Below are 17031 nucleotides of genomic sequence, written 5' to 3'. Positions count from 1 at the left end.
GGCTCAGGCCACGACAGTGGTGATGGGCTGGGAGGAATCGGCTGGGAGGTCGAGCGCCGACGGCGCTCGACCTCTCTTCACGAGCTCTGCTCCCAGGGCCGCGACCATCGCGCCGTTGTCGGTGCACAGGCCCGGCCGCGGGACCCGGACCCGGATGCCCCGGGCCTCGGCACGCTCGGTGGCCATCGCCCGCAGCCGACTGTTGGCGGCCACCCCACCGCCGATCAGGATGTCCTCGATCCCGTGGAACTGGGCAGCGTCGAGGGCCTTGCGGGTGAGCACGTCGCAGACCGCCTCCTGGAAGGACGCAGCCACGTCGGCGACGTCGATGGTGATCCCGTCGCGCTGCTGCGCCTCCACCCACCGGGCGACGGCGGTCTTGAGCCCGGAGAACGAGAAGTCGAAGCGGTGGCGCTCGAGGTCCTTGCGCGCCGTGAGTCCTCGCGGGAAGTCGATCGCGACGCTGTTGCCGCTGGCCGCGGCGCGGTCGATGTGCGGACCACCGGGGAACGGCAGGCCGAGCAGCCGGGCGACCTTGTCGAAGGCCTCGCCCGCGGCGTCGTCGATGGTGGACCCGAGGGGGTCCACGCCGACCGTCACGTCCTCGACCTTGAGCAGGCTGGAGTGGCCGCCCGAGACGAGCATCGCCAGGCACGGCTCGGGGAGCGGCCCGTGCTCGAGCTGGTCGACGGCGACGTGGGCGGCGAGGTGGTTGACGCCGTACAACGGCTTGCCGAGCCCGATCGACAGCGCCTTGGCGCTGGCGACCCCCACCAGGAGGGCACCGGCGAGTCCCGGACCGGAGGTCACCGCGATGGCATCGATGTCACGCAGGCTGACGCCGGCGGTCTCACAGGCTCGCTCGATGGTCGGCACCATCGCCTCGAGGTGGGCCCGGCTGGCGACCTCGGGCACGACGCCGCCGAAGCGGGCGTGCTCCTCGACGCTGCTGGCCACCGCGTCGGCCAGCAGCGTGTGTCCGCGCACGATGCCGACGCCGGTCTCGTCGCAGGACGTCTCGATGCCGAGCACGAGGGGTTCGTCGCTCATGTCCCCATCCTCCCCGATCCCTGGTCGGCAACGAGCAGGGCCCGGCCCAGCACCAGCGCGTCCGAGCCGTCGCGGTAGTAGCGGGGTCGGACGGACAACCGGGTGAACCCGTGGCGCAGGTAGAACGCGATCGCGGCGTCGTTGCGGGAGCTGACCTCCAACATCATCCGGTCGGCGTCGCCGGGGTGGGCCAGCAGGTCGGCGAGCAGGGTCGCGGCGATCCCCTCGCGCTGGCGGGACGGGGACACCGCGATGCGCTGCAGGTCGACGACGTCCCCGATCGACCTGGACACGGCGTAGCCGGTCAGTTCCTCCTCGACAGCGACCACGAACCGGCGGCCCGGGCCGTGGACCTCCGCACGCAGGGCCACCTCGTCCCAGGCGTCGGGGCCGAAGAGCTCCGTCTCCAGGACGGCAACCTGCGGGAGGTCCTCCTCGGTGGCCGGCCGGATCATGCGGGCGGGAGCACGGGCTTGCGGGGGCCGCTGACGACGGCGTCTGGCCGGCGCAGGTAGAGCGGCTCGGGGTCCAGCAGCTCGGCACGTTCCTCGGCCACCACCCGGGCCAGCCAGCCGGCGCTGGGACGCGTCGGTGCCACGCCGCGGGCGAAGTGCTCGGGGTAGAGCAGGGCACCCTCCCCCGCGACGGGGAGGTCGCTGGCCACGTCGGCCGGCCTGGCCACCACAGGACCCTCCGTGCGACGGCCGCGGTCGTCGTACGCCGCGAGGTAGACCTCCTTGCGGCGTGCGTCCGTGGCCACGAGGAAGTCGCCCGTCACCGCACCGGTGTCGATGGCCTCGATAGCGACCACGTCGAGCGTGCAGACGCCGTAGACCGGGATCTCCAGGACGTGGGCCAGCGTGCGGGCCGTGACGAGGCCGACGCGCAGCCCGGTGAACGGTCCGGGGCCGACGCCCACGGCGATCGCGGTGAGGTCCTGGCGGACCAGCCCGTTGTCGGTGAGCAGTGCTTCGATCAACGGAGCGAGGTGCTCGCCGTGCTTCATGGGGCGCTCGGAGAGCCGCTCGTCCACGACGTCCTGGCCGTCGTGGAGCGCAGCAGTCACCAGTGAGGTCGCGGTGTCGAACGAGAGGAGCACGATGGCGAGGTTACTCAGGCACGCACACGGCGCGCGTGGACCACCCGTGGATCCAGCTCGGCGTCGGCTGACTCATCGGCCAGCGCCCTGCTGATCGTGACCTCCAGCCGCGATTCCGCCAGCCCGTCGGCGAGGCCCGCGCCCCACTCCACCACCGTGACGGCGTCGTCGAGCGAGGTGTCGAGGTCCAGGTCGTCGAGCTCGGCAATGCCGCCAAGACGGTAGGCATCGACGTGCACCAGATCAGGTCCGCCGACCAGCGACGGGTGCACGCGCGCGATCACGAAGGTCGGCGAGGTGACTGTCCCGCGCACGCCCAGGCCGATGCCCAGGCCCTGCGTCAGGGTCGTCTTGCCGGCCCCGAGCTCCCCGGTGAGCACGACGACGTCGCCGGCGTGCAGCGAGCGCCCGAGCCGCTCACCCAGCGCGCGCATCTCCTCGGCGTCCACGGCCTCCCACGAGGTGGGCAGGGGTCGACGCAGGACGACGTACGGCGTTCGCCGCTCGGTCTCCTGGAAGCCGTGTCCCTCCCAGAACGCCACGGTGGCCGGCAGCTCCTCGCGCGCGAGGACGGCGAGCGCGGAGTGGCCGAGGGTGTGCTCGATCGCGGCCTGGACCAGGGCCCGGGCCACTCCCCTGCCCTGGGCAGTCGGCACGACCCCGAACCTGCGCAGCACCATGTCGTCACCGTCGGGCCGGAACAGCAGCGCGCCGACCGGTTCCCCGTCGAAGGTGGCGAGCAGCCCGCCGTGGGCCCGCAGCTCGGCCGCCACGCTGGCCTCGGTCTCCGACAGCGCGTCGGCGGGCGGGTCCAGCACCGGCCGGGCGGCGAAGGCGGTCGCGATGACGTGCAGTACGTCCGCGGCGGCGGCGGGTCCCACACGGCGTACGTCGAGGCTCACGAGGCCTCGGGCCCGTGCTGGGCCAGCGCGATGAGGTCGTCGAGCTCGGCGTTGACGTCGACGTGCCGCTCCAGGATCACCATGTGACCGGCACCCTCGCACTCCAGCAGGCTCGAGCCCGGGATCTGCGCGTGCAGCTTGCGGGCGTGGCCGATGGTGGTGATCTTGTCCTCGGTCCCGCAGATGACGGCGGTGGGCACCCGGCCCAGCACCTCGACGTGGTCGAACTTGTCGAGGGTGGCGAAGGCCGGATAGAAGTCGGCGACCACGGAGAACGGAGTCGCGTCGAGCATGTCGTAGACGAAGTCGACGTAGTGCCCGGGCACGTCGTCGCCGAAGGCGTAGCGCTCCGTGATCACGTCGGCGAACGCGTGGCCCCACTTGCGCACGAGGTCGACAGCGCGGTGCCCGAGGTGCAGCGTGCGCACGGTCCGGCTCATCACCTTGCCGCCGATCCCGAGCGGCACCATCGGGAACAGGATCCGACCCGGGTCCAGGCCACCGGCCGTGGTGGAGATCAGGCCGACCCCGACGACCTTGTCACCGAAGAGCTCTGGGTGCTGCTCGGCGAGGGAGACGATGCTCATCCCGCCCATCGAGTGTCCGATCAGCACGCACGGACCGGGCGAGGTCTGCTCGATGACACGCCTGAGGTCGCTGCCGAGCTGCTCGATGGTGGAGCCCGCCTCGCTCGAACGAGCCGAGCGCCCGTGCGAGCGCTGGTCGTAGAACACCGTGCGGATCTGGCCGCGGTAGCCCGCCCGCTGGAAGTGCCAGCAGTCGAGGTTGAGGGAGTAGCCGTGCGCGAAGATCACGGTCAGCTCCGACGGGGCCTCGTCGATCTCGGCATACAGGTCCGTGGCGTCGTCGGTGATGATGTGCAGCGGCTCGCTGCGCAACGAGCCGAAGGGGGTCTCGTCGCCGGCTCCGCGCCGCGCGATGACCCGGCTGCGCTGGGCCACGCCGACGGCCATGCCGGCAGCGGCGATTCCGGCCGCAGCACCGATCAGCCTGCGGGTGATGCTCATGCGACGCTTCTCATGCTGGGTCCTGGTGCACGTGCCGCCGGCGGAAACGACCACCGATCCGGGTCACGATCTCGTAGTTGATGGTCTCGAGGGCCTCGGCCCAGTCCTGCGCGGTGGGTTCCCCGCCGGTGCCCGGTCCGAAGAGCACCACCTCGGTGCCCGGCGGCGGCAGGTCACCGTCGAGGTCGATCATGAACTGGTCCATGCAGACGCGTCCGCGGATCGCGCGGAGCCGGTCGCCGACCCAGACCGAGGCGACGTTGCCGGCGGCGCGGGGCACGCCCTCGCCGTACCCCGCAGGCACCAGGCCGACGGTGGTGTCGCGGTCGGCGACCCAGGTGTGGCCGTAGGACACACCCTCGCCGGTGGCCACGGGCTTGCTCAGCACCAGCGCGGCACGCACCGTCATCGCGGGCACCAGGTCGAGGTCCTGGGTCACCCCCGGGGCCGGGTCGAGGCCGTAGGACGCGATGCCGCACCGCACGAGGTCGAAGCGTGCGGACGGCCGGAGCACCGCGGCGGCCGAGTTGGCGAGGTGGCGCAGGCCGGGCCGCACGCCGAGGACCTCCGCGAGCTCGACCGCCTCGCGGAAGGCGGTCTCCTGCGCGTCGTTCGCGGGGTGGTCGGGCTGGTCGCTGGCCGCGAGGTGGGACCAGATGCCGGTGATGTCGACGCGTCCCGCCTGCTGGAGCTCGGCGGCGCGCGCGAACAGGTCGCGCCAGTCGGCGCGGGCGGCGCCGCCGCGCGCCAGGCCGGTGTCGACCTTCAGCTGCACCCGCGGTCGCGGGCCGGCCTGCGCGATCTCGTCGAGCTCGGCTCGTGAGTAGGCCGTCAGGTCGATGTCGGCGGCGACCCCAGCGGCATAGTCCTCCCCCGGCACCGCGAGCCAGCACAGCACCCGACCGGTGTCGCCGCCCGCCCGCAGGGCCAGCGCCTCGTCCAGGGTGGCCACGCCGAGCCAGTCCGCCCCGACCTGTCGTGCGGCCCGCGCGACCTCGACCATGCCGTGACCGTAGGCGTCGGCCTTGACCACCGTCATCATCGCGACGTCGGGGCCGACCAGCTCGCGCAGTCGGCGCACGTTGTGCCGGATCGAGGCCAGGTCGACCACGATCTCGGCCCGCGCGGTCGACGTCATGCGGGGGATTCTTCCATCCCTCAACCCAGGGTCCGCAGCACGCCGCCCAGAGCGTGCGCGACGTCTCCCGCGACGATCGGCCCGCCGCCCGACGCCTCGGTCGCTGCGGCGCCGTGCACCCACGAGCCGACGGAGGCCGCATCCCAGGCGTCGAGCCCGGCCGCGAGCAACGCTCCGACCAGCCCGGCGAGCACGTCGCCCGCCCCAGCGGTCGCCAGCCACGGCAGCCCCGTCGTGGTCACCCGGACCTGTCCGCCCGGCCGCGCGACCAGGGTGTGTCGGCCCTTCAGCAGGACGACGGCGTCGTAGCGGTCGGCCGCGTGCCGCGCGTGCTCGAGCGGCCTGGCCTCGACGGTCTCGCGGGGCACCCCGAGCATCGCGGCCAGCTCGCCTGCATGCGGCGTCAGCACGGTCGGTACGGCGAACGGCCCGTCGACCTCGGCCAGCGCATCGGCGTCCACCACGAGCGGGACGCCGTCGGCCAGGGCAGCGCGCAGGGCCTCCCCCGCGCTCTCGCCACCGCCGGGTCCGACGACCCAGGCCTGGACCCGACCCGGCCCCACCACCTCGGGGTGCACGACCCGGACACGGTCGGCGACGGCGTCGGGACCGACGTAGCGCACCATCCCGGCAAGCCCGCACGACGCACCCGCGACGCACAGCAGCGCGGCGCCCGGATAGGTGTCGCTGCCCGCCCGGACCCCGACGACTCCTCGGGTGTACTTCTGGGCGTTGCGGGCAGGCCGCGGCAGGAGAGCCGCCACGTCGTGCTGCTGCAGCGCCTCGACCTCCGCAGGTGGCAGCGACAGGCCGATGTCGACCAGGTGGATCGCGCCGCTCGCGTCGGCGGCCGGGTCGACGAGGTGGGCCACCTTGTGGGTGCCGAAGGTGACGGTGAGGTCGGCGCGGACGTGCGGCCCCTCGACCTCGCCCGTGTCGACGTCGACCCCGGAGGGGACGTCCACGGCCACCACCGGGATGCCGTCGAGCTCGGCCACCGCGGCAGCGGCTTCCGGTCGCAGCCCGGGACGTCCGCCGATGCCGACGATGCCGTCGACCACGACGTCCGGCGCCAGCCCCTCGAGGCTGTCCACGACCTGCCCGCCTGCCGCGCGCAACGCGGCGATCGCGGCCTCGTGGTGGCTCGACCCCAGCAGCAGCGCGTCGACGGCCACGCCGCGGCGGCACAGCAGCGCTCCGGCGTACGCCGCGTCACCGCCGTTGTCACCCGAGCCCACGAGGAGCAGCACTCTGCGCCCGTAGCCGCCTCCGAGGAGGTCCAGCACGGCGTATGCGAGTCCCGAGGAGGCCCGCTGCATCAGGGCCCCGTCGGGCAGCTCACGCATCAGGGCGGCCTCGGCGGCACGCACCTGGGCGACGGTGTGGGCTCGGCGCATGCCCGGCACGCTACTCACTCCGCGCCGCCCGTGGACGCAGACGACGCCCCGGCCGATGGCCGGGGCGTCGTCGAGATGGTGCGTCGGATCAGTTCTTCGGGATCCGGAACACCTGGCCCGGGAAGATGAGGTCCGGGTTCTCGATGTTGTTCAGCCGGGCGATCTCCTGGTAGGAGACGCCGAAGCGGGCGCCGATCTCGGAGAGCGTGTCGCCGGACTTGACCGTGTAGGTCTCGAACTGGGCCTCGCGTGCGTCCTCACGCTTCTCGCGCGCGTCCTCGCGGGCCTCCTGACGGTCCTCCTTGCGCTCCTGGCGGTCCTCGCGGGCCTCCTGGCGCTCTTCCTTGGCCTCCTTGCGAGCGGCCTTCTCCTCGGCCGTCTCGGTCGGAGCAGGCACGACGGAGTCGGCCGGCTGGACCGGGCCGGTGGTCGGCTCGGTGGTCGGCTCGGCCGTCGTGGTGTCAGCCTTGTCGGCGTCGACCGGGATGGTCGGCGGCGCGGGCGTCGCCTTGTCGTCAGCGGTCGTGGTGTCCGCCTTGTCGACGACGACGTCGTCCTTCTTGGCGGCCTCGTCCTTGGCCTCTTCGTCCTTCGACGCCTGCGTCGAGACGGCGTCCTTGAGCGCATCCTTGACGTTGTCCAGGAACCCCATGTCACTACCTCACTTGTGATCGTCACCCGAGTGACTCGCATTTCGGGGCCGTCGTCGACGGCGAGCCAACGCTAGCCCAGTCAGCCTTCGAGCACGACCACCGCCGACGCGATACCCGCGTCGTGGGACAGCGACACGTGCACGTGGCTGGCTCCCAGGGCCTCGGCGCGGGCCGCGACGGTCCCGCGCAGCTCGAAGCGGGGGCGACCGGTTTCCTCCGAGACGATCTCGGCGTCGTGCCAGGCCAGCCCGGCCGGAGCGCCCAGCGCCTTGGCGATGGCCTCCTTCGCCGCGAAGCGTGCCGCCAGCGACGCTAGCGGGCGACTCGCCTCGGCGGGAGTGAAGAGTCGCTCGCGCAGCGCGGGGGTCCGCTCGAGCGACTCGGCGAACCTCGCGACGTCTACCACGTCGATGCCGACGCCGACGACGGGCACGGGTGCTCCTTTCCGGGGTGGTGGCTATTCGACCGTGACGGACTTGGCGAGGTTGCGCGGCTGGTCGACGTCGTGGCCCATGCGGGTCGCGAGCTCGCAGGCGAAGAGCTGGAGCGGCACGACGGCCACGACGGGCTGCAGGAGGGTGGGCACCCGCGGCAGCCGGATCAGCTCATCGGCGTACGGCGTGATGGACTCGTCGCCCTCCTCGACCAGCACGATGGTGTGGGCGCCACGGGCGCGGATCTCCTGGATCGCGCTGACCATCTTCTGATGCAGCTCGTCACGACCCTCGGGCGGCACGATGCAGAAGACCGGCAGCCCGTCCTCGATCAGCGCGATCGGGCCGTGCTTGAGCTCGCCGGCCGCGAAGCCCTCGGCGTGGATGTAGGCGAGCTCCTTGAGCTTGAGCGCGCCCTCGAGCGCGATCGGGAAGCCTGCGTGGCGACCGAGGAACAGCACCGACTTGGTCTCGGCGTGCTTGGCGGCGAGGTCGTAGATGGCCTGCGACCGGTCGAGCACCGTCTGGACGTGCTCGGGCATCTTGGCCAGCTCGTCGAGGACCTGGGAGATCTCGTCGCCGAACTTCGTGCCGCGCACCTGGGCGAGGTAGAGGCCGAGGAGGTAGCAGGCGATCAGCTGGGTCAGGAAGCCCTTGGTCGAGGCGACGCCGATCTCGGGACCGGCGTGGGTGTAGATCACCGCGTCGGACTCGCGCGGGATGGTGGAGCCGTTGGTGTTGCAGATCGCGAGCACCCGCGAACCCTGCTCGCGGGCGTGGCGGATCGCCATCAAGGTGTCGGCGGTCTCGCCCGACTGGCTCATGGCGACGACCAGCGTGTCCCGGGTCAGGATCGGGTCGCGGTAGCGGAACTCGTGGGAGAGCTCGACCTCGCAGGGGATCCGGGTCCAGTGCTCGATGGCGTACTTCGCGACCAGACCGGCGTAGTTGGAGGTGCCGCAGGCGACGATGATGATCTTGTCGATCGAGCGCAGCTCGTCCTCGGACACCCGCACCTCGTCGAGCTGGAGCTTGCCGTTGCCGTCGTGACGACCGAGCAGCGCGTCGGCGACCGCGCGCGGCTGCTCGAAGATCTCCTTGCGCATGAACCAGTCGTAGCCGTCCTTCTCGGCAGCCGAGAGGTCCCAGTCGACGTGGTAGCGCTTGCCCTCGGCCGGGCTGCCGTCGAAGCCGGTGACCTCGACGCCCTCGCGGGTGATGGTCACGACCTCGTCCTGGCCGAGCTCGAGCGCCTCGCGGGTGTGCTCGATGAAGGCGGCGACGTCGGAGCCGATGAAGTTCTCGCCCTCACCCAGGCCGACGACGAGCGGGGAGTTGCGGCGTGCGGCGACGACGCGCGACGGGTCCTCGCCGTCGATCGCGACCAGGGTGAAGGCACCCTCGAGTCGCTGGCACACGCGCTGCATGGCGGTGGTCAGGTCGGCGCCCGACTGCACCTCGAGCTCGAGCAGATGGGCGGCGACCTCGGTGTCGGTCTCGGAGACCAGCTCGTGGCCCGCCGTCTCCAGCTCGGCCCGCAGCTGGGCGAAGTTCTCGAGGATGCCGTTGTGCACGACGGCGACCCGGCGCACCTGGCCGAGGTGCGGGTGGGCGTTGACGTCGTTGGGGGCGCCGTGGGTCGCCCAGCGGGTGTGGCCGATGCCGGTGGTGGCGGCGGGAAGCGGTGCCTCGCCGATCGCCTTCTCCAGGTTGGCGAGCTTGCCCGCACGCTTGTCGGAGACGATCGTGCCGGCGCCCGAGCTGGTGTCGATCAGGGCGATCCCGGCGGAGTCGTAGCCGCGGTACTCGAGTCGCCTCAGCCCCTCGATCACGACGTCCTGCGCCTGCTTCTCCCCGACGTAACCCACGATTCCGCACATGAGCCGGAGTCTACGCGGGCGGCCCCCGGTGCCCGGACACGCTGCCGGTGCAACAATCCTCGACATGTCGGACGCCACAGGGTTGGCCATCTCGAGCGAGTCCTCCCCTTATGTGGAGCTCGATCGGGGGGCATGGGCCGCGCTGGCCCGGGAGACCAAGAGCCCCCTCACGCCCGACGAGGTGCGACACCTGCGCGGCCTCGGTGACGAGCTCGACCTCCGCGAGGTCGAGCAGGTCTACCTCCCGCTCTCGCGTCTGCTCTCGAAGTACGTCGAGGCCGCGAGCCGGCTCCACCGCGAGCAGGAGGAGTTCCTGCACCGCCAGCAGCCGCCGCGCACGCCGTTCGTCATCGGCCTGGCCGGATCGGTGGCGGTCGGCAAGTCGACCACCGCCCGCGTCCTCCAGCAGATGCTGGCGCACTGGCCCGAGCACCCCAACGTCGCGCTGGTGACGACCGACGGCTTCCTCTACCCCAACGCCGAGCTCGAACGACGCGGCATCCTGCACCGCAAGGGCTTCCCCGAGTCCTACGACCGCAAGGCGCTGCTGCGGTTCGTCATCGACATCAAGTCCGGGCGCGACGAGGTGGAGGCGCCGACCTACTCCCACCTCGTCTACGACGTCGTGCACGACGAGAAGGTCGTCATCAAGCGTCCCGACATCGTGATCATCGAGGGCCTCAACGTGCTGCAGCCCGCACGCGTGCGCGACGACGGTCGCGCCGGCCTCGCGGTCAGCGACTTCTTCGACTTCTCCGTCTACGTCGACGCCGCGCTCGCCGACATCCGCAAGTGGTACATCGAACGCTTCCTGCGCCTGCGCGAGACCGCCTTCATGGACCCGGCCTCCTACTTCTCGAAGTACGCCGGCCTCACCCACGACCAGGCCGTCGAGATGGCCACGCACATCTGGGACACCATCAACGGCCCCAACCTCACCGAGAACGTCGCTCCCACCCGCGGCCGGGCGACTCTCGTGCTGCGCAAGGACGCCGACCACTCCGTGCGCTACGTGCGGCTGCGCAAGCTCTGAGCGGAGTCAGAGGGTGAGCTGGGCCTTGACGACGTCGGCGAGGCGGTGGGCGACGTCGTGGGCGATCTCGGCGGTGGGCGCCTCGACCATCACGCGCACGAGCGCCTCGGTGCCCGACGGGCGCAGCAGGATGCGCCCGGTCTCACCGAGCGCTGCCTCCTCCTCGGCGACAGCCGCGGCCAGCACGGCGTCCTCGTCGGCGCGGGCCTTGTCGACGTCGGGGACGTTGACGAGCACCTGCGGCAGACGGGTCATGACCCCGGCGAGCTCCTGGAGCGACTGGCCGGTCGCGGCCATCCGCTCGAGCACCTTGAGGGCGGTGAGGATGCCGTCGCCGGTCGTGGCGTAGTCGGAGAGGATCACGTGCCCGGACTGCTCGCCGCCGAGGGAGTAGCCGGAAACCTTCATCGCCTCGAGGACGTAGCGGTCGCCGACCTTGGTCTGGCGTACGCCGACCCCGGCCGCCTTCATCGCGCGGACGAAGCCGAGGTTGCTCATCACGGTGGCCACGACGGTGTCCTTGACGAGCTTGCCCTGGTCGCGCAGCGCGAGCGCGAGCACGGCGAGGATCTGGTCGCCGTCGACGATGTTGCCCTCGTGGTCGACCGCCAGGCAGCGGTCGGAGTCGCCGTCGAGGCCGAAGCCGGCGTCCGCGCCGTGCTCGAGGACGGCGCGCTGCAACGACTCCAGGTGGGTCGAGCCGCAGTTGTCGTTGATGTTGAGCCCGTCGGGCTCGGCGTGGATGGCGATCACGTCGGCGCCCGCGTCACGCAGTGCCTGGGGACCGGCCTCGAAGGCGGCTCCCTCGGCGCAGTCCAGCACGACCTTGAGGCCGGCCAGGGGCAGGGTCGTCGAGGCGACGAGGTGGGCGGCATAGTCGCGCACCGCATCGGCGTACGGCGACACGCGACCGACGGCACCGCCGGTCGGCCGGTTCCACTCCTCACGCATGCGCCGCTCGATGGCGACCTCGACGGAGTCGTCGAGCTTGTGGCCACCGCGTGCGAGGAACTTGATGCCGTTGTCCGGCATCGGGTTGTGCGAGGCCGACAACATGACGCCCAGGTCGGCGCCGAGCGCCCCGGTCAGGTGGGCGACGCCGGGGGTCGGCAGGACGCCGAGGAGGAGCACGTCGACACCGGCCGACGCGAGCCCCGCCACGACGGCGGCCTCGAGGAACTGCCCGGAAATGCGGGTGTCCCGGCCCACCACGGCCACGGGGCGATGCCCCGCGAAGTCACCGCGGTCGGCCAGGACATGTGCCGCGGCAACGGAAAGGTCCAGGGCCAGCTCCGCCGTCAGTGCGGCGTTTGCCAGACCCCGGACCCCGTCCGTGCCGAAAAGGCGTGTCATGCAGGCAGGTCAGCGCTTGCTGAACTGCGAGGCCTTGCGGGCCTTCTTGAGACCGGCCTTCTTGCGCTCGACGGCGCGGGCGTCACGCGTGAGCAGCCCGAGCTTCTTGAGCTCGGCGCGGTTGGCGTCGACGTCGATGGCGTTGAGCGAGCGGGCCACGCCGAGACGCAGGGCGCCGGCCTGACCGGCGATGCCGCCGCCGTGGATGCGGGCCAGGACGTCGAAGCGGCCCTCAAGCTGCAGCGCAACGAAGGGCTCGTTGACGATCTGCTGGTGCAGCTTGTTGGGGAAGTAGCTGTCGAGCGTGCGGCCGTTGACCGTCCACTCGCCGGTGCCCGGGACGATCCGGACGCGTGCAACGGCTTCCTTGCGGCGGCCGGTGGCGGCACCCGGGGCGATCGTCGCGGGACGCAGCGGGGCGTCAGCGGACGGGGCGCTCTCGGAGCTGTAGGCGACGCCGTCGGCGTCGGTCTCGAAGGTCTCCTCGACCTCTGCGGTGTTCTCGATGTTCTCAGTCACGGTTCAGTCCTATGCGCTTACTGGGAGACCTGGGAGATCTCGAACGGGATGGCCTGCTGCGCGGCGTGCGGGTGCTCACCGCCGTAGACCTTGAGCTTCTTCAAGACCTGGCGACCGAGCTTGTTCTTGGGGAGCATGCCCCAGACAGCCTTCTCGATGGCCTTGCGTGCGTCCTTCTCGAGGAGCTCACCGAACGGCGTCGAGGAGAGACCACCGGGGTAACCCGAGTGGCGGTAGGCAAGCTTGGTGACCTTCTTGTTGCCCGAGAGGGCGACCTTGTCGGCGTTGATGATGATCACGAAGTCGCCCATGTCCATGTGCGGAGCAAAGGTCGGCTTGTGCTTGCCGCGGAGAAGGTTGGCGGTCTGGACGGCGAGGCGTCCCAGGACCACATCGGTGGCGTCAATGATGAGCCACTCTCGCTGGATGTCAGCGGGCTTGGGGCTGTACGTGCGCACGGCTGTATCCCGTTCTCGTTCGTAGGTCCGGCGGGAAGGTGTTCCAACCGGGGTGTGACCGCGACTTCTGACGAACACTGCCTGGCTTCATTGCATCCAGGTCTGCACCGCTCCGGAGAGGGAGTTGGGCGCGGCAGGAGTCGCGACCAGCCAGATTACGCGGGCGGGCAGGAGGGGTCAAAATGGGGGCGAGTTCGCGCCCCGGCGAGGGTCGCCGCTAGGTTGGACGGACATCTCACATCCCGCCTCAAGGAGCCGACGTGACCGACGTAGCGGCCAACTCCACGGACTCCCTGACCGTTCGCGACAACCGCACCGGCCAGGAGTACGACATCCCCATCACCGATGGGACGATCAACGCCAAGGACCTCGGCCAGATCCGCACCGCCGAGGGCGAGCCCGGCCTGGCGACGTACGACCCCGGGTTCGTCAACACCGCCTCGTGCCGCAGCGCCGTCACCTTCATCGACGGCGACAAGGGCATCCTCGAATACCGGGGCTACCCGATCGAGCAGCTCGCCGAGTCGTCCTCGTTCCTCGAGGTGGCCTATCTCCTCATCCACGGTGAGCTGCCCACCAAGGCCGAGTTCGACGCCTGGGTGCACGAGATCACCTACCACACGTTCGTGCACGAGAACGTGAAGTCCTTCATGGAGGGCTTCCGCTACGACGCCCACCCGATGGGCATGCTGATGGCCTCCGTGGGTGCGCTGTCGACGTTCTACCCCGATGCCCGCAACATCAGCGACGCCGACAACCGGCACATCCAGATGGTGCGGATGATCGCGAAGATGCCGACCCTGGGCGCCTGGTCCTTCCGGCACGCGCAGGGCAAGCCGTTCATCTACCCCGACAACGACCTCGGCTACACCGCCAACTTCTTGTCGATGCTGTTCAAGATGAGCGAGCAGAAGTTCGAGGCCGACCCGCGCCTGGTCAAGGCCCTCGACGTGCTGTTCATCCTGCACGCCGACCACGAGCAGAACTGCTCGACCAACGCGGTCCGCTCGGTCGGCTCCAGCCAGGTCGACCCCTACTCCGCGGTCTCGGCCGGCGTCGGTGCCCTCTTCGGCCCGCTGCACGGCGGTGCCAACGAGGCGGTGCTGCGCATGCTCAAGCGCATCGGCACCAAGGAGAACATCCCCTCCTTCATCGAGGGCGTGAAGAACGGCAACGAGAAGCTGATGGGCTTCGGGCACCGGGTCTACAAGAACTTCGACCCGCGCGCGACGATCATCAAGAAGGCCTGCGACGACGTCTTCGAGGTCACCGGGGTCAACCCGCTCCTCGAGATCGCCAAGGAGCTGGAGAAGATCGCCCTCGAGGACGAGTACTTCATCTCGCGCAAGCTCTACCCCAACGTCGACTTCTACTCCGGCCTCATCTACGAGGCGTTCCAGTTCCCGCCGGAGATGTTCACGGTCCTCTTCGCGATCGGCCGCACGCCCGGCTGGCTCGCGCAGTGGTCCGAGCTGATCCAGGACAAGGACCAGAAGATCGCGCGCCCCAAGCAGATCTACACCGGCGAGCGCCAGCTCACCTTCGTGCCTGCGTCCGAGCGCTGGGCCTGACACACTGACGAACGGCGGCCCGCACCCCTCGAGCAGGGATGCGGGCCGTTGTCGTTCGTACGGCGCCTCACACTTCTTCATCTTCCCTTCAGGTCCGCTCAGGCGGCTCACAGCCTCGCCGGGCACTGTCGGTGCCATGAGCGATGACACCTACTCCTACGGTCCTGCACCCGTCCAGCCCAAGAAGCGCCGAGCCGGACTCGCGGCGGCGGTGGTCGCGACCTCGCTGGTCGTCGGCGGCGGCGCCGGGCTCGGGGGCGCGGCCGCGTGGGACGCGACGCACGACGACACCCGGAGCCAGACGGCGTCCCAGCCCTCCGAGAGCGCGTCCCCGGTCGCGCAGGCCGAGGCGCCGGCAGCCGACGGCTCCGTCGAGCAGGTCGCCGCCGACGTGCTGCCCAGCGTCGTCAAGATCGACGTCGTCGGGCAGGAGGGGTCGGGCTCCGGGTCGGGCATCATCCTCACCTCCGACGGCACCATCCTCACGAACAACCACGTGATCGCCGTCGCCGGCGAGAGCGGTCGGATCACCGTCGACTTCGCCGACGGCAGCACGGCCGATGCGACCGTCCTCGGCGCCGACCCGCTGACCGACACCGCGGTGATCAAGGCTGAGGGGGTCGACGACCTGACCGCTGCGACCATCGGCAAGTCGGCCAACCTCGCCGTCGGCCAGGAGGTCGTGGCCGTGGGCTCGCCGTTCGGCCTCGACGCCACGGTCACCAGCGGGATCGTCAGCGCGCTGGACCGCCCGGTCAACGCCGGCTCCGACGGGGGCGGCAACTCCACGACGTACCCCGCGATCCAGACGGACGCGGCGATCAACCCGGGCAACAGCGGTGGTCCGCTGGTCGACATGACGGGAGCCGTGGTGGGCATCAACTCCTCCATCCGTACGGCGGCGTCCCAGTCGGGCTTCGGGGAGCAGTCGGCCTCCGGCTCGATCGGCCTCGGCTTCGCCATCCCCATCGACGAGGTGATGCCGATCGTCGACCAGATGAGCGCCGGCGAGACGCCGACCCATGCCCGCCTCGGGATCCAGGTCGGCAACCCGACCGCCGACAGCGCCGAGGGCGCGATCGTGCGCGAGGTGACCGCGGAGTCGACGGCCGACGAGGCCGGCCTCGAGAGCGGCGACGTCATCACCGGGATCGACGACACCCGCATCACCGACGCCAACTCACTCGTCGCAACCATCCGGTCCTACCGCCCCGGTGACACCGTCGAGGTCAGCTGGCTGCGCGGCGAGGAGGAGCAGAGCGCAGAACTGGTGCTGGACTCCGACGGCGAGTGACTGTCGCAGCCTTGCGCGCCGGGACATGATGGGGCGGTCCCCCGCCGGGACCCGACGCCGAGGAGCAGCATGCAGCTGGAACTGTCCGCCGAGGACGCAGCATTCCGTGACGAGATGCGGACGTTCTTCACCACCGAGTTCCCCCAGGACATCCGCGACACCGTCCTCGCGGGACGCCACCTGACCCGCGAGCAGATCGTGGCCAGCCAGCAGGCGCTCAACGCCGCCGGCCTCGCCGTCCCGCACTGGCCGGTGGAGTGGGGCGGCAAGGACTGGACCACCCTGCAGCGACACCTGTGGCACGAGGAGATGCAACGCGCCGGGGTCCCGACTCCGCTGGCGTTCAACGCCTCGATGATCGGCCCGGTGCTCGCGCAGTTCGGCAGCCAGGAGCAGAAGGAGCGCTTCCTGCCCAAGACGGCCAACCTCGACATCTGGTGGTCGCAGGGCTTCTCGGAGCCCGACGCCGGCTCCGACCTCGCCAGCCTGCGCACCACCGCGGTGCGCGACGGCGACGACTGGATCGTCAACGGGCAGAAGACCTGGACCACGTTGGGGCAGTACGGCGACTGGATCTTCACCCTCGTCCGGACCGATCCCGACGTGAAGAAGCAGGCGGGCATCTCGATGCTGCTGATCGACATGACGCTGGACGGGGTCGAGGTCCGTCCGATCGAGATGATCGACGGCGGCCACGAGGTCAACGAGGTCTGGTTCAGCGACGTGCGCGTCCCCGGCGACCTGCTGGTCGGAGACCTCAACGGCGGCTGGACGATCGCGAAGTTCCTGCTCGGCAACGAGCGCGTCGGCGTCGCCCCGGTCGGTGCGACCAAGCGTGCACTGGCGACGCTCAAGGAGAACGCCGGCGACCTGCTCGACGACCCGCTCACCCGGGCCCGGGTGGCTCAGCTCGAGAACGAGCTGCTGGCCCTCGAGCTGACGGCGCTGCGCGTCGTGGCCCACTCCACCGACGGAGCTCCCCACCCCGCCTCGTCCGTGCTCAAGCTCAAGGGCACCGTGCTGCAGCAGGCGGTCAGCGAGCTCGCGCTCGACCTCGCCGGCCCGGGGGCGCTGGCGTCCGGCGCCGATGACGACTCGCCCGTGCCCGGCTGGGCGAGACGCTCCGCCCCGACCTACCTCAACCTCCGCAAGGCCTCGATCTACGGCGGGTCCAACGAGATCCAGCGCCAGATCATCGCCCGCACGATCTTGGGACTCTGAC

17 protein-coding genes are annotated in these 17031 nt (G+C 70.8%); 4 read left to right on the top strand and 13 right to left on the bottom strand.

Annotation, left to right across the window (positions count from 1 at the left end; genetic code table 11):
* Positions 1 to 3 precede the first annotated feature (3 nt).
* From tsaD to glmS, 10 genes are all read right to left on the bottom strand, one after another.
* Complete coding sequence (gene tsaD, locus CF8_RS03580; RefSeq protein WP_010831777.1) at positions 4 to 1050, bottom strand: tRNA (adenosine(37)-N6)-threonylcarbamoyltransferase complex transferase subunit TsaD; 1047 nt, start codon at positions 1048 to 1050, stop codon at positions 4 to 6.
* Entirely contained in the window at positions 1047 to 1505 is a 459-nt protein-coding gene (locus tag CF8_RS03575; RefSeq protein ID WP_010831776.1) for a GNAT family N-acetyltransferase, read from the bottom strand. Before CF8_RS03575 ends, tsaD begins: the two co-directional genes overlap by 4 nt.
* Entirely contained in the window at positions 1502 to 2149 is a 648-nt protein-coding gene (tsaB, locus tag CF8_RS03570) for a tRNA (adenosine(37)-N6)-threonylcarbamoyltransferase complex dimerization subunit type 1 TsaB (protein ID WP_010831775.1), read from the bottom strand. Before tsaB ends, CF8_RS03575 begins: the two co-directional genes overlap by 4 nt.
* 14 nt (positions 2150 to 2163) lie before the next feature.
* Positions 2164 to 3051 (bottom strand): tRNA (adenosine(37)-N6)-threonylcarbamoyltransferase complex ATPase subunit type 1 TsaE, encoded by an 888-nt coding sequence (gene tsaE, locus CF8_RS21345; protein ID WP_010831774.1) that lies wholly within the window; start codon positions 3049 to 3051, stop codon positions 2164 to 2166.
* Positions 3048 to 4079 carry an alpha/beta fold hydrolase gene (locus CF8_RS03560; RefSeq protein WP_010831773.1) on the bottom strand — a complete coding sequence of 344 codons (1032 nt, stop codon included), beginning with the start codon at positions 4077 to 4079 and terminating at the stop codon, positions 3048 to 3050. Before CF8_RS03560 ends, tsaE begins: the two co-directional genes overlap by 4 nt.
* A 10-nt stretch (positions 4080 to 4089) precedes the next feature.
* Positions 4090 to 5217, bottom strand: a complete 1128-nt coding sequence (alr, locus tag CF8_RS03555) for an alanine racemase (RefSeq protein WP_010831772.1) — start codon at positions 5215 to 5217, stop codon at positions 4090 to 4092.
* A gap of 20 nt (positions 5218 to 5237) precedes the next feature.
* Positions 5238 to 6614, bottom strand: a complete 1377-nt coding sequence (locus CF8_RS03550; RefSeq protein ID WP_010831771.1) for an NAD(P)H-hydrate epimerase — start codon at positions 6612 to 6614, stop codon at positions 5238 to 5240.
* 88 nt (positions 6615 to 6702) lie between these two features.
* Complete coding sequence (locus tag CF8_RS22285; RefSeq protein ID WP_010831770.1) at positions 6703 to 7266, bottom strand: LysM peptidoglycan-binding domain-containing protein; 564 nt, start codon at positions 7264 to 7266, stop codon at positions 6703 to 6705.
* An 80-nt stretch (positions 7267 to 7346) separates the two neighbouring features.
* The gene (locus CF8_RS03540; protein WP_010831769.1) at positions 7347 to 7700 is read right to left on the bottom strand and encodes a holo-ACP synthase; all 354 of its coding nucleotides are present in this window, start codon (positions 7698 to 7700) and stop codon (positions 7347 to 7349) included.
* A 24-nt stretch (positions 7701 to 7724) separates the two neighbouring features.
* A complete protein-coding gene (gene glmS, locus CF8_RS03535) occupies positions 7725 to 9581 on the bottom strand; it encodes a glutamine--fructose-6-phosphate transaminase (isomerizing) (RefSeq protein WP_010831768.1) in 1857 nt (618 codons plus the stop codon).
* Positions 9582 to 9645: 64 nt separating this feature from the next.
* Here glmS and coaA point away from each other — a divergent pair, with 64 nt between their 5' ends.
* On the top strand, positions 9646 to 10614 hold the full coding sequence (coaA, locus tag CF8_RS03530; protein ID WP_036490081.1) for a type I pantothenate kinase: 969 nt from the start codon (positions 9646 to 9648) through the stop codon (positions 10612 to 10614).
* A 6-nt stretch (positions 10615 to 10620) separates the two neighbouring features.
* Here coaA and glmM read toward each other — a convergent pair whose 3' ends face one another.
* From glmM to rplM, 3 genes are read right to left on the bottom strand one after another with little or no spacing between them, the layout of a single operon-like run.
* Entirely contained in the window at positions 10621 to 11967 is a 1347-nt protein-coding gene (gene glmM, locus CF8_RS03525) for a phosphoglucosamine mutase (RefSeq protein WP_010831766.1), read from the bottom strand.
* A 9-nt stretch (positions 11968 to 11976) separates the two neighbouring features.
* Positions 11977 to 12486: a 30S ribosomal protein S9 gene (rpsI, locus tag CF8_RS03520; protein WP_010831765.1), complete on the bottom strand. Its 510-nt coding sequence runs from the start codon at positions 12484 to 12486 to the stop codon at positions 11977 to 11979.
* A 17-nt stretch (positions 12487 to 12503) separates the two neighbouring features.
* Positions 12504 to 12944, bottom strand: a complete 441-nt coding sequence (rplM, locus tag CF8_RS03515) for a 50S ribosomal protein L13 (protein WP_010831764.1) — start codon at positions 12942 to 12944, stop codon at positions 12504 to 12506.
* A gap of 260 nt (positions 12945 to 13204) precedes the next feature.
* Here rplM and CF8_RS03510 point away from each other — a divergent pair, with 260 nt between their 5' ends.
* The 3 genes from CF8_RS03510 to CF8_RS03500 all read left to right on the top strand — a co-directional run bounded on the left by CF8_RS03510 (position 13205) and on the right by CF8_RS03500 (position 17030).
* Positions 13205 to 14515: a citrate synthase gene (locus CF8_RS03510; protein ID WP_010831763.1), complete on the top strand. Its 1311-nt coding sequence runs from the start codon at positions 13205 to 13207 to the stop codon at positions 14513 to 14515.
* A 136-nt stretch (positions 14516 to 14651) separates the two neighbouring features.
* Positions 14652 to 15809 carry a S1C family serine protease gene (locus tag CF8_RS03505; protein WP_010831762.1) on the top strand — a complete coding sequence of 386 codons (1158 nt, stop codon included), beginning with the start codon at positions 14652 to 14654 and terminating at the stop codon, positions 15807 to 15809.
* A 69-nt stretch (positions 15810 to 15878) separates the two neighbouring features.
* Complete coding sequence (locus CF8_RS03500) at positions 15879 to 17030, top strand: acyl-CoA dehydrogenase family protein (RefSeq protein WP_010831761.1); 1152 nt, start codon at positions 15879 to 15881, stop codon at positions 17028 to 17030.
* The last annotated feature ends 1 nt before the right edge of the window (position 17031 follow it).

Source organism: Nocardioides sp. CF8 (genome assembly GCF_000389985.1).
In the GTDB taxonomy this organism is placed as follows: domain Bacteria; phylum Actinomycetota; class Actinomycetes; order Propionibacteriales; family Nocardioidaceae; genus Nocardioides; species Nocardioides allogilvus.
This window is presented reverse-complemented; position numbering and strand designations above follow the sequence as displayed.

Excerpts from the sequence above, each read along its gene's own strand:
- tsaD (WP_010831777.1), bottom strand. The coding sequence starts at position 1,050 with ATGAGCGACGAACCCCTCGTGCTCGGCATCGAGACGTCCTGCGACGAG.
- CF8_RS03575 (WP_010831776.1), bottom strand. The coding sequence starts at position 1,505 with ATGATCCGGCCGGCCACCGAGGAGGACCTCCCGCAGGTTGCCGTCCTG.
- CF8_RS03560 (WP_010831773.1), bottom strand. The coding sequence starts at position 4,079 with ATGAGCATCACCCGCAGGCTGATCGGTGCTGCGGCCGGAATCGCCGCT.
- alr (WP_010831772.1), bottom strand. The coding sequence starts at position 5,217 with ATGACGTCGACCGCGCGGGCCGAGATCGTGGTCGACCTGGCCTCGATC.
- CF8_RS03550 (WP_010831771.1), bottom strand. The coding sequence starts at position 6,614 with ATGCGCCGAGCCCACACCGTCGCCCAGGTGCGTGCCGCCGAGGCCGCC.
- CF8_RS22285 (WP_010831770.1), bottom strand. The coding sequence starts at position 7,266 with ATGGGGTTCCTGGACAACGTCAAGGATGCGCTCAAGGACGCCGTCTCG.
- glmS (WP_010831768.1), bottom strand. The coding sequence starts at position 9,581 with ATGTGCGGAATCGTGGGTTACGTCGGGGAGAAGCAGGCGCAGGACGTC.
- coaA (WP_036490081.1), top strand. The coding sequence starts at position 9,646 with ATGTCGGACGCCACAGGGTTGGCCATCTCGAGCGAGTCCTCCCCTTAT.
- glmM (WP_010831766.1), bottom strand. The coding sequence starts at position 11,967 with ATGACACGCCTTTTCGGCACGGACGGGGTCCGGGGTCTGGCAAACGCC.
- CF8_RS03505 (WP_010831762.1), top strand. The coding sequence starts at position 14,652 with ATGAGCGATGACACCTACTCCTACGGTCCTGCACCCGTCCAGCCCAAG.
- CF8_RS03500 (WP_010831761.1), top strand. The coding sequence starts at position 15,879 with ATGCAGCTGGAACTGTCCGCCGAGGACGCAGCATTCCGTGACGAGATG.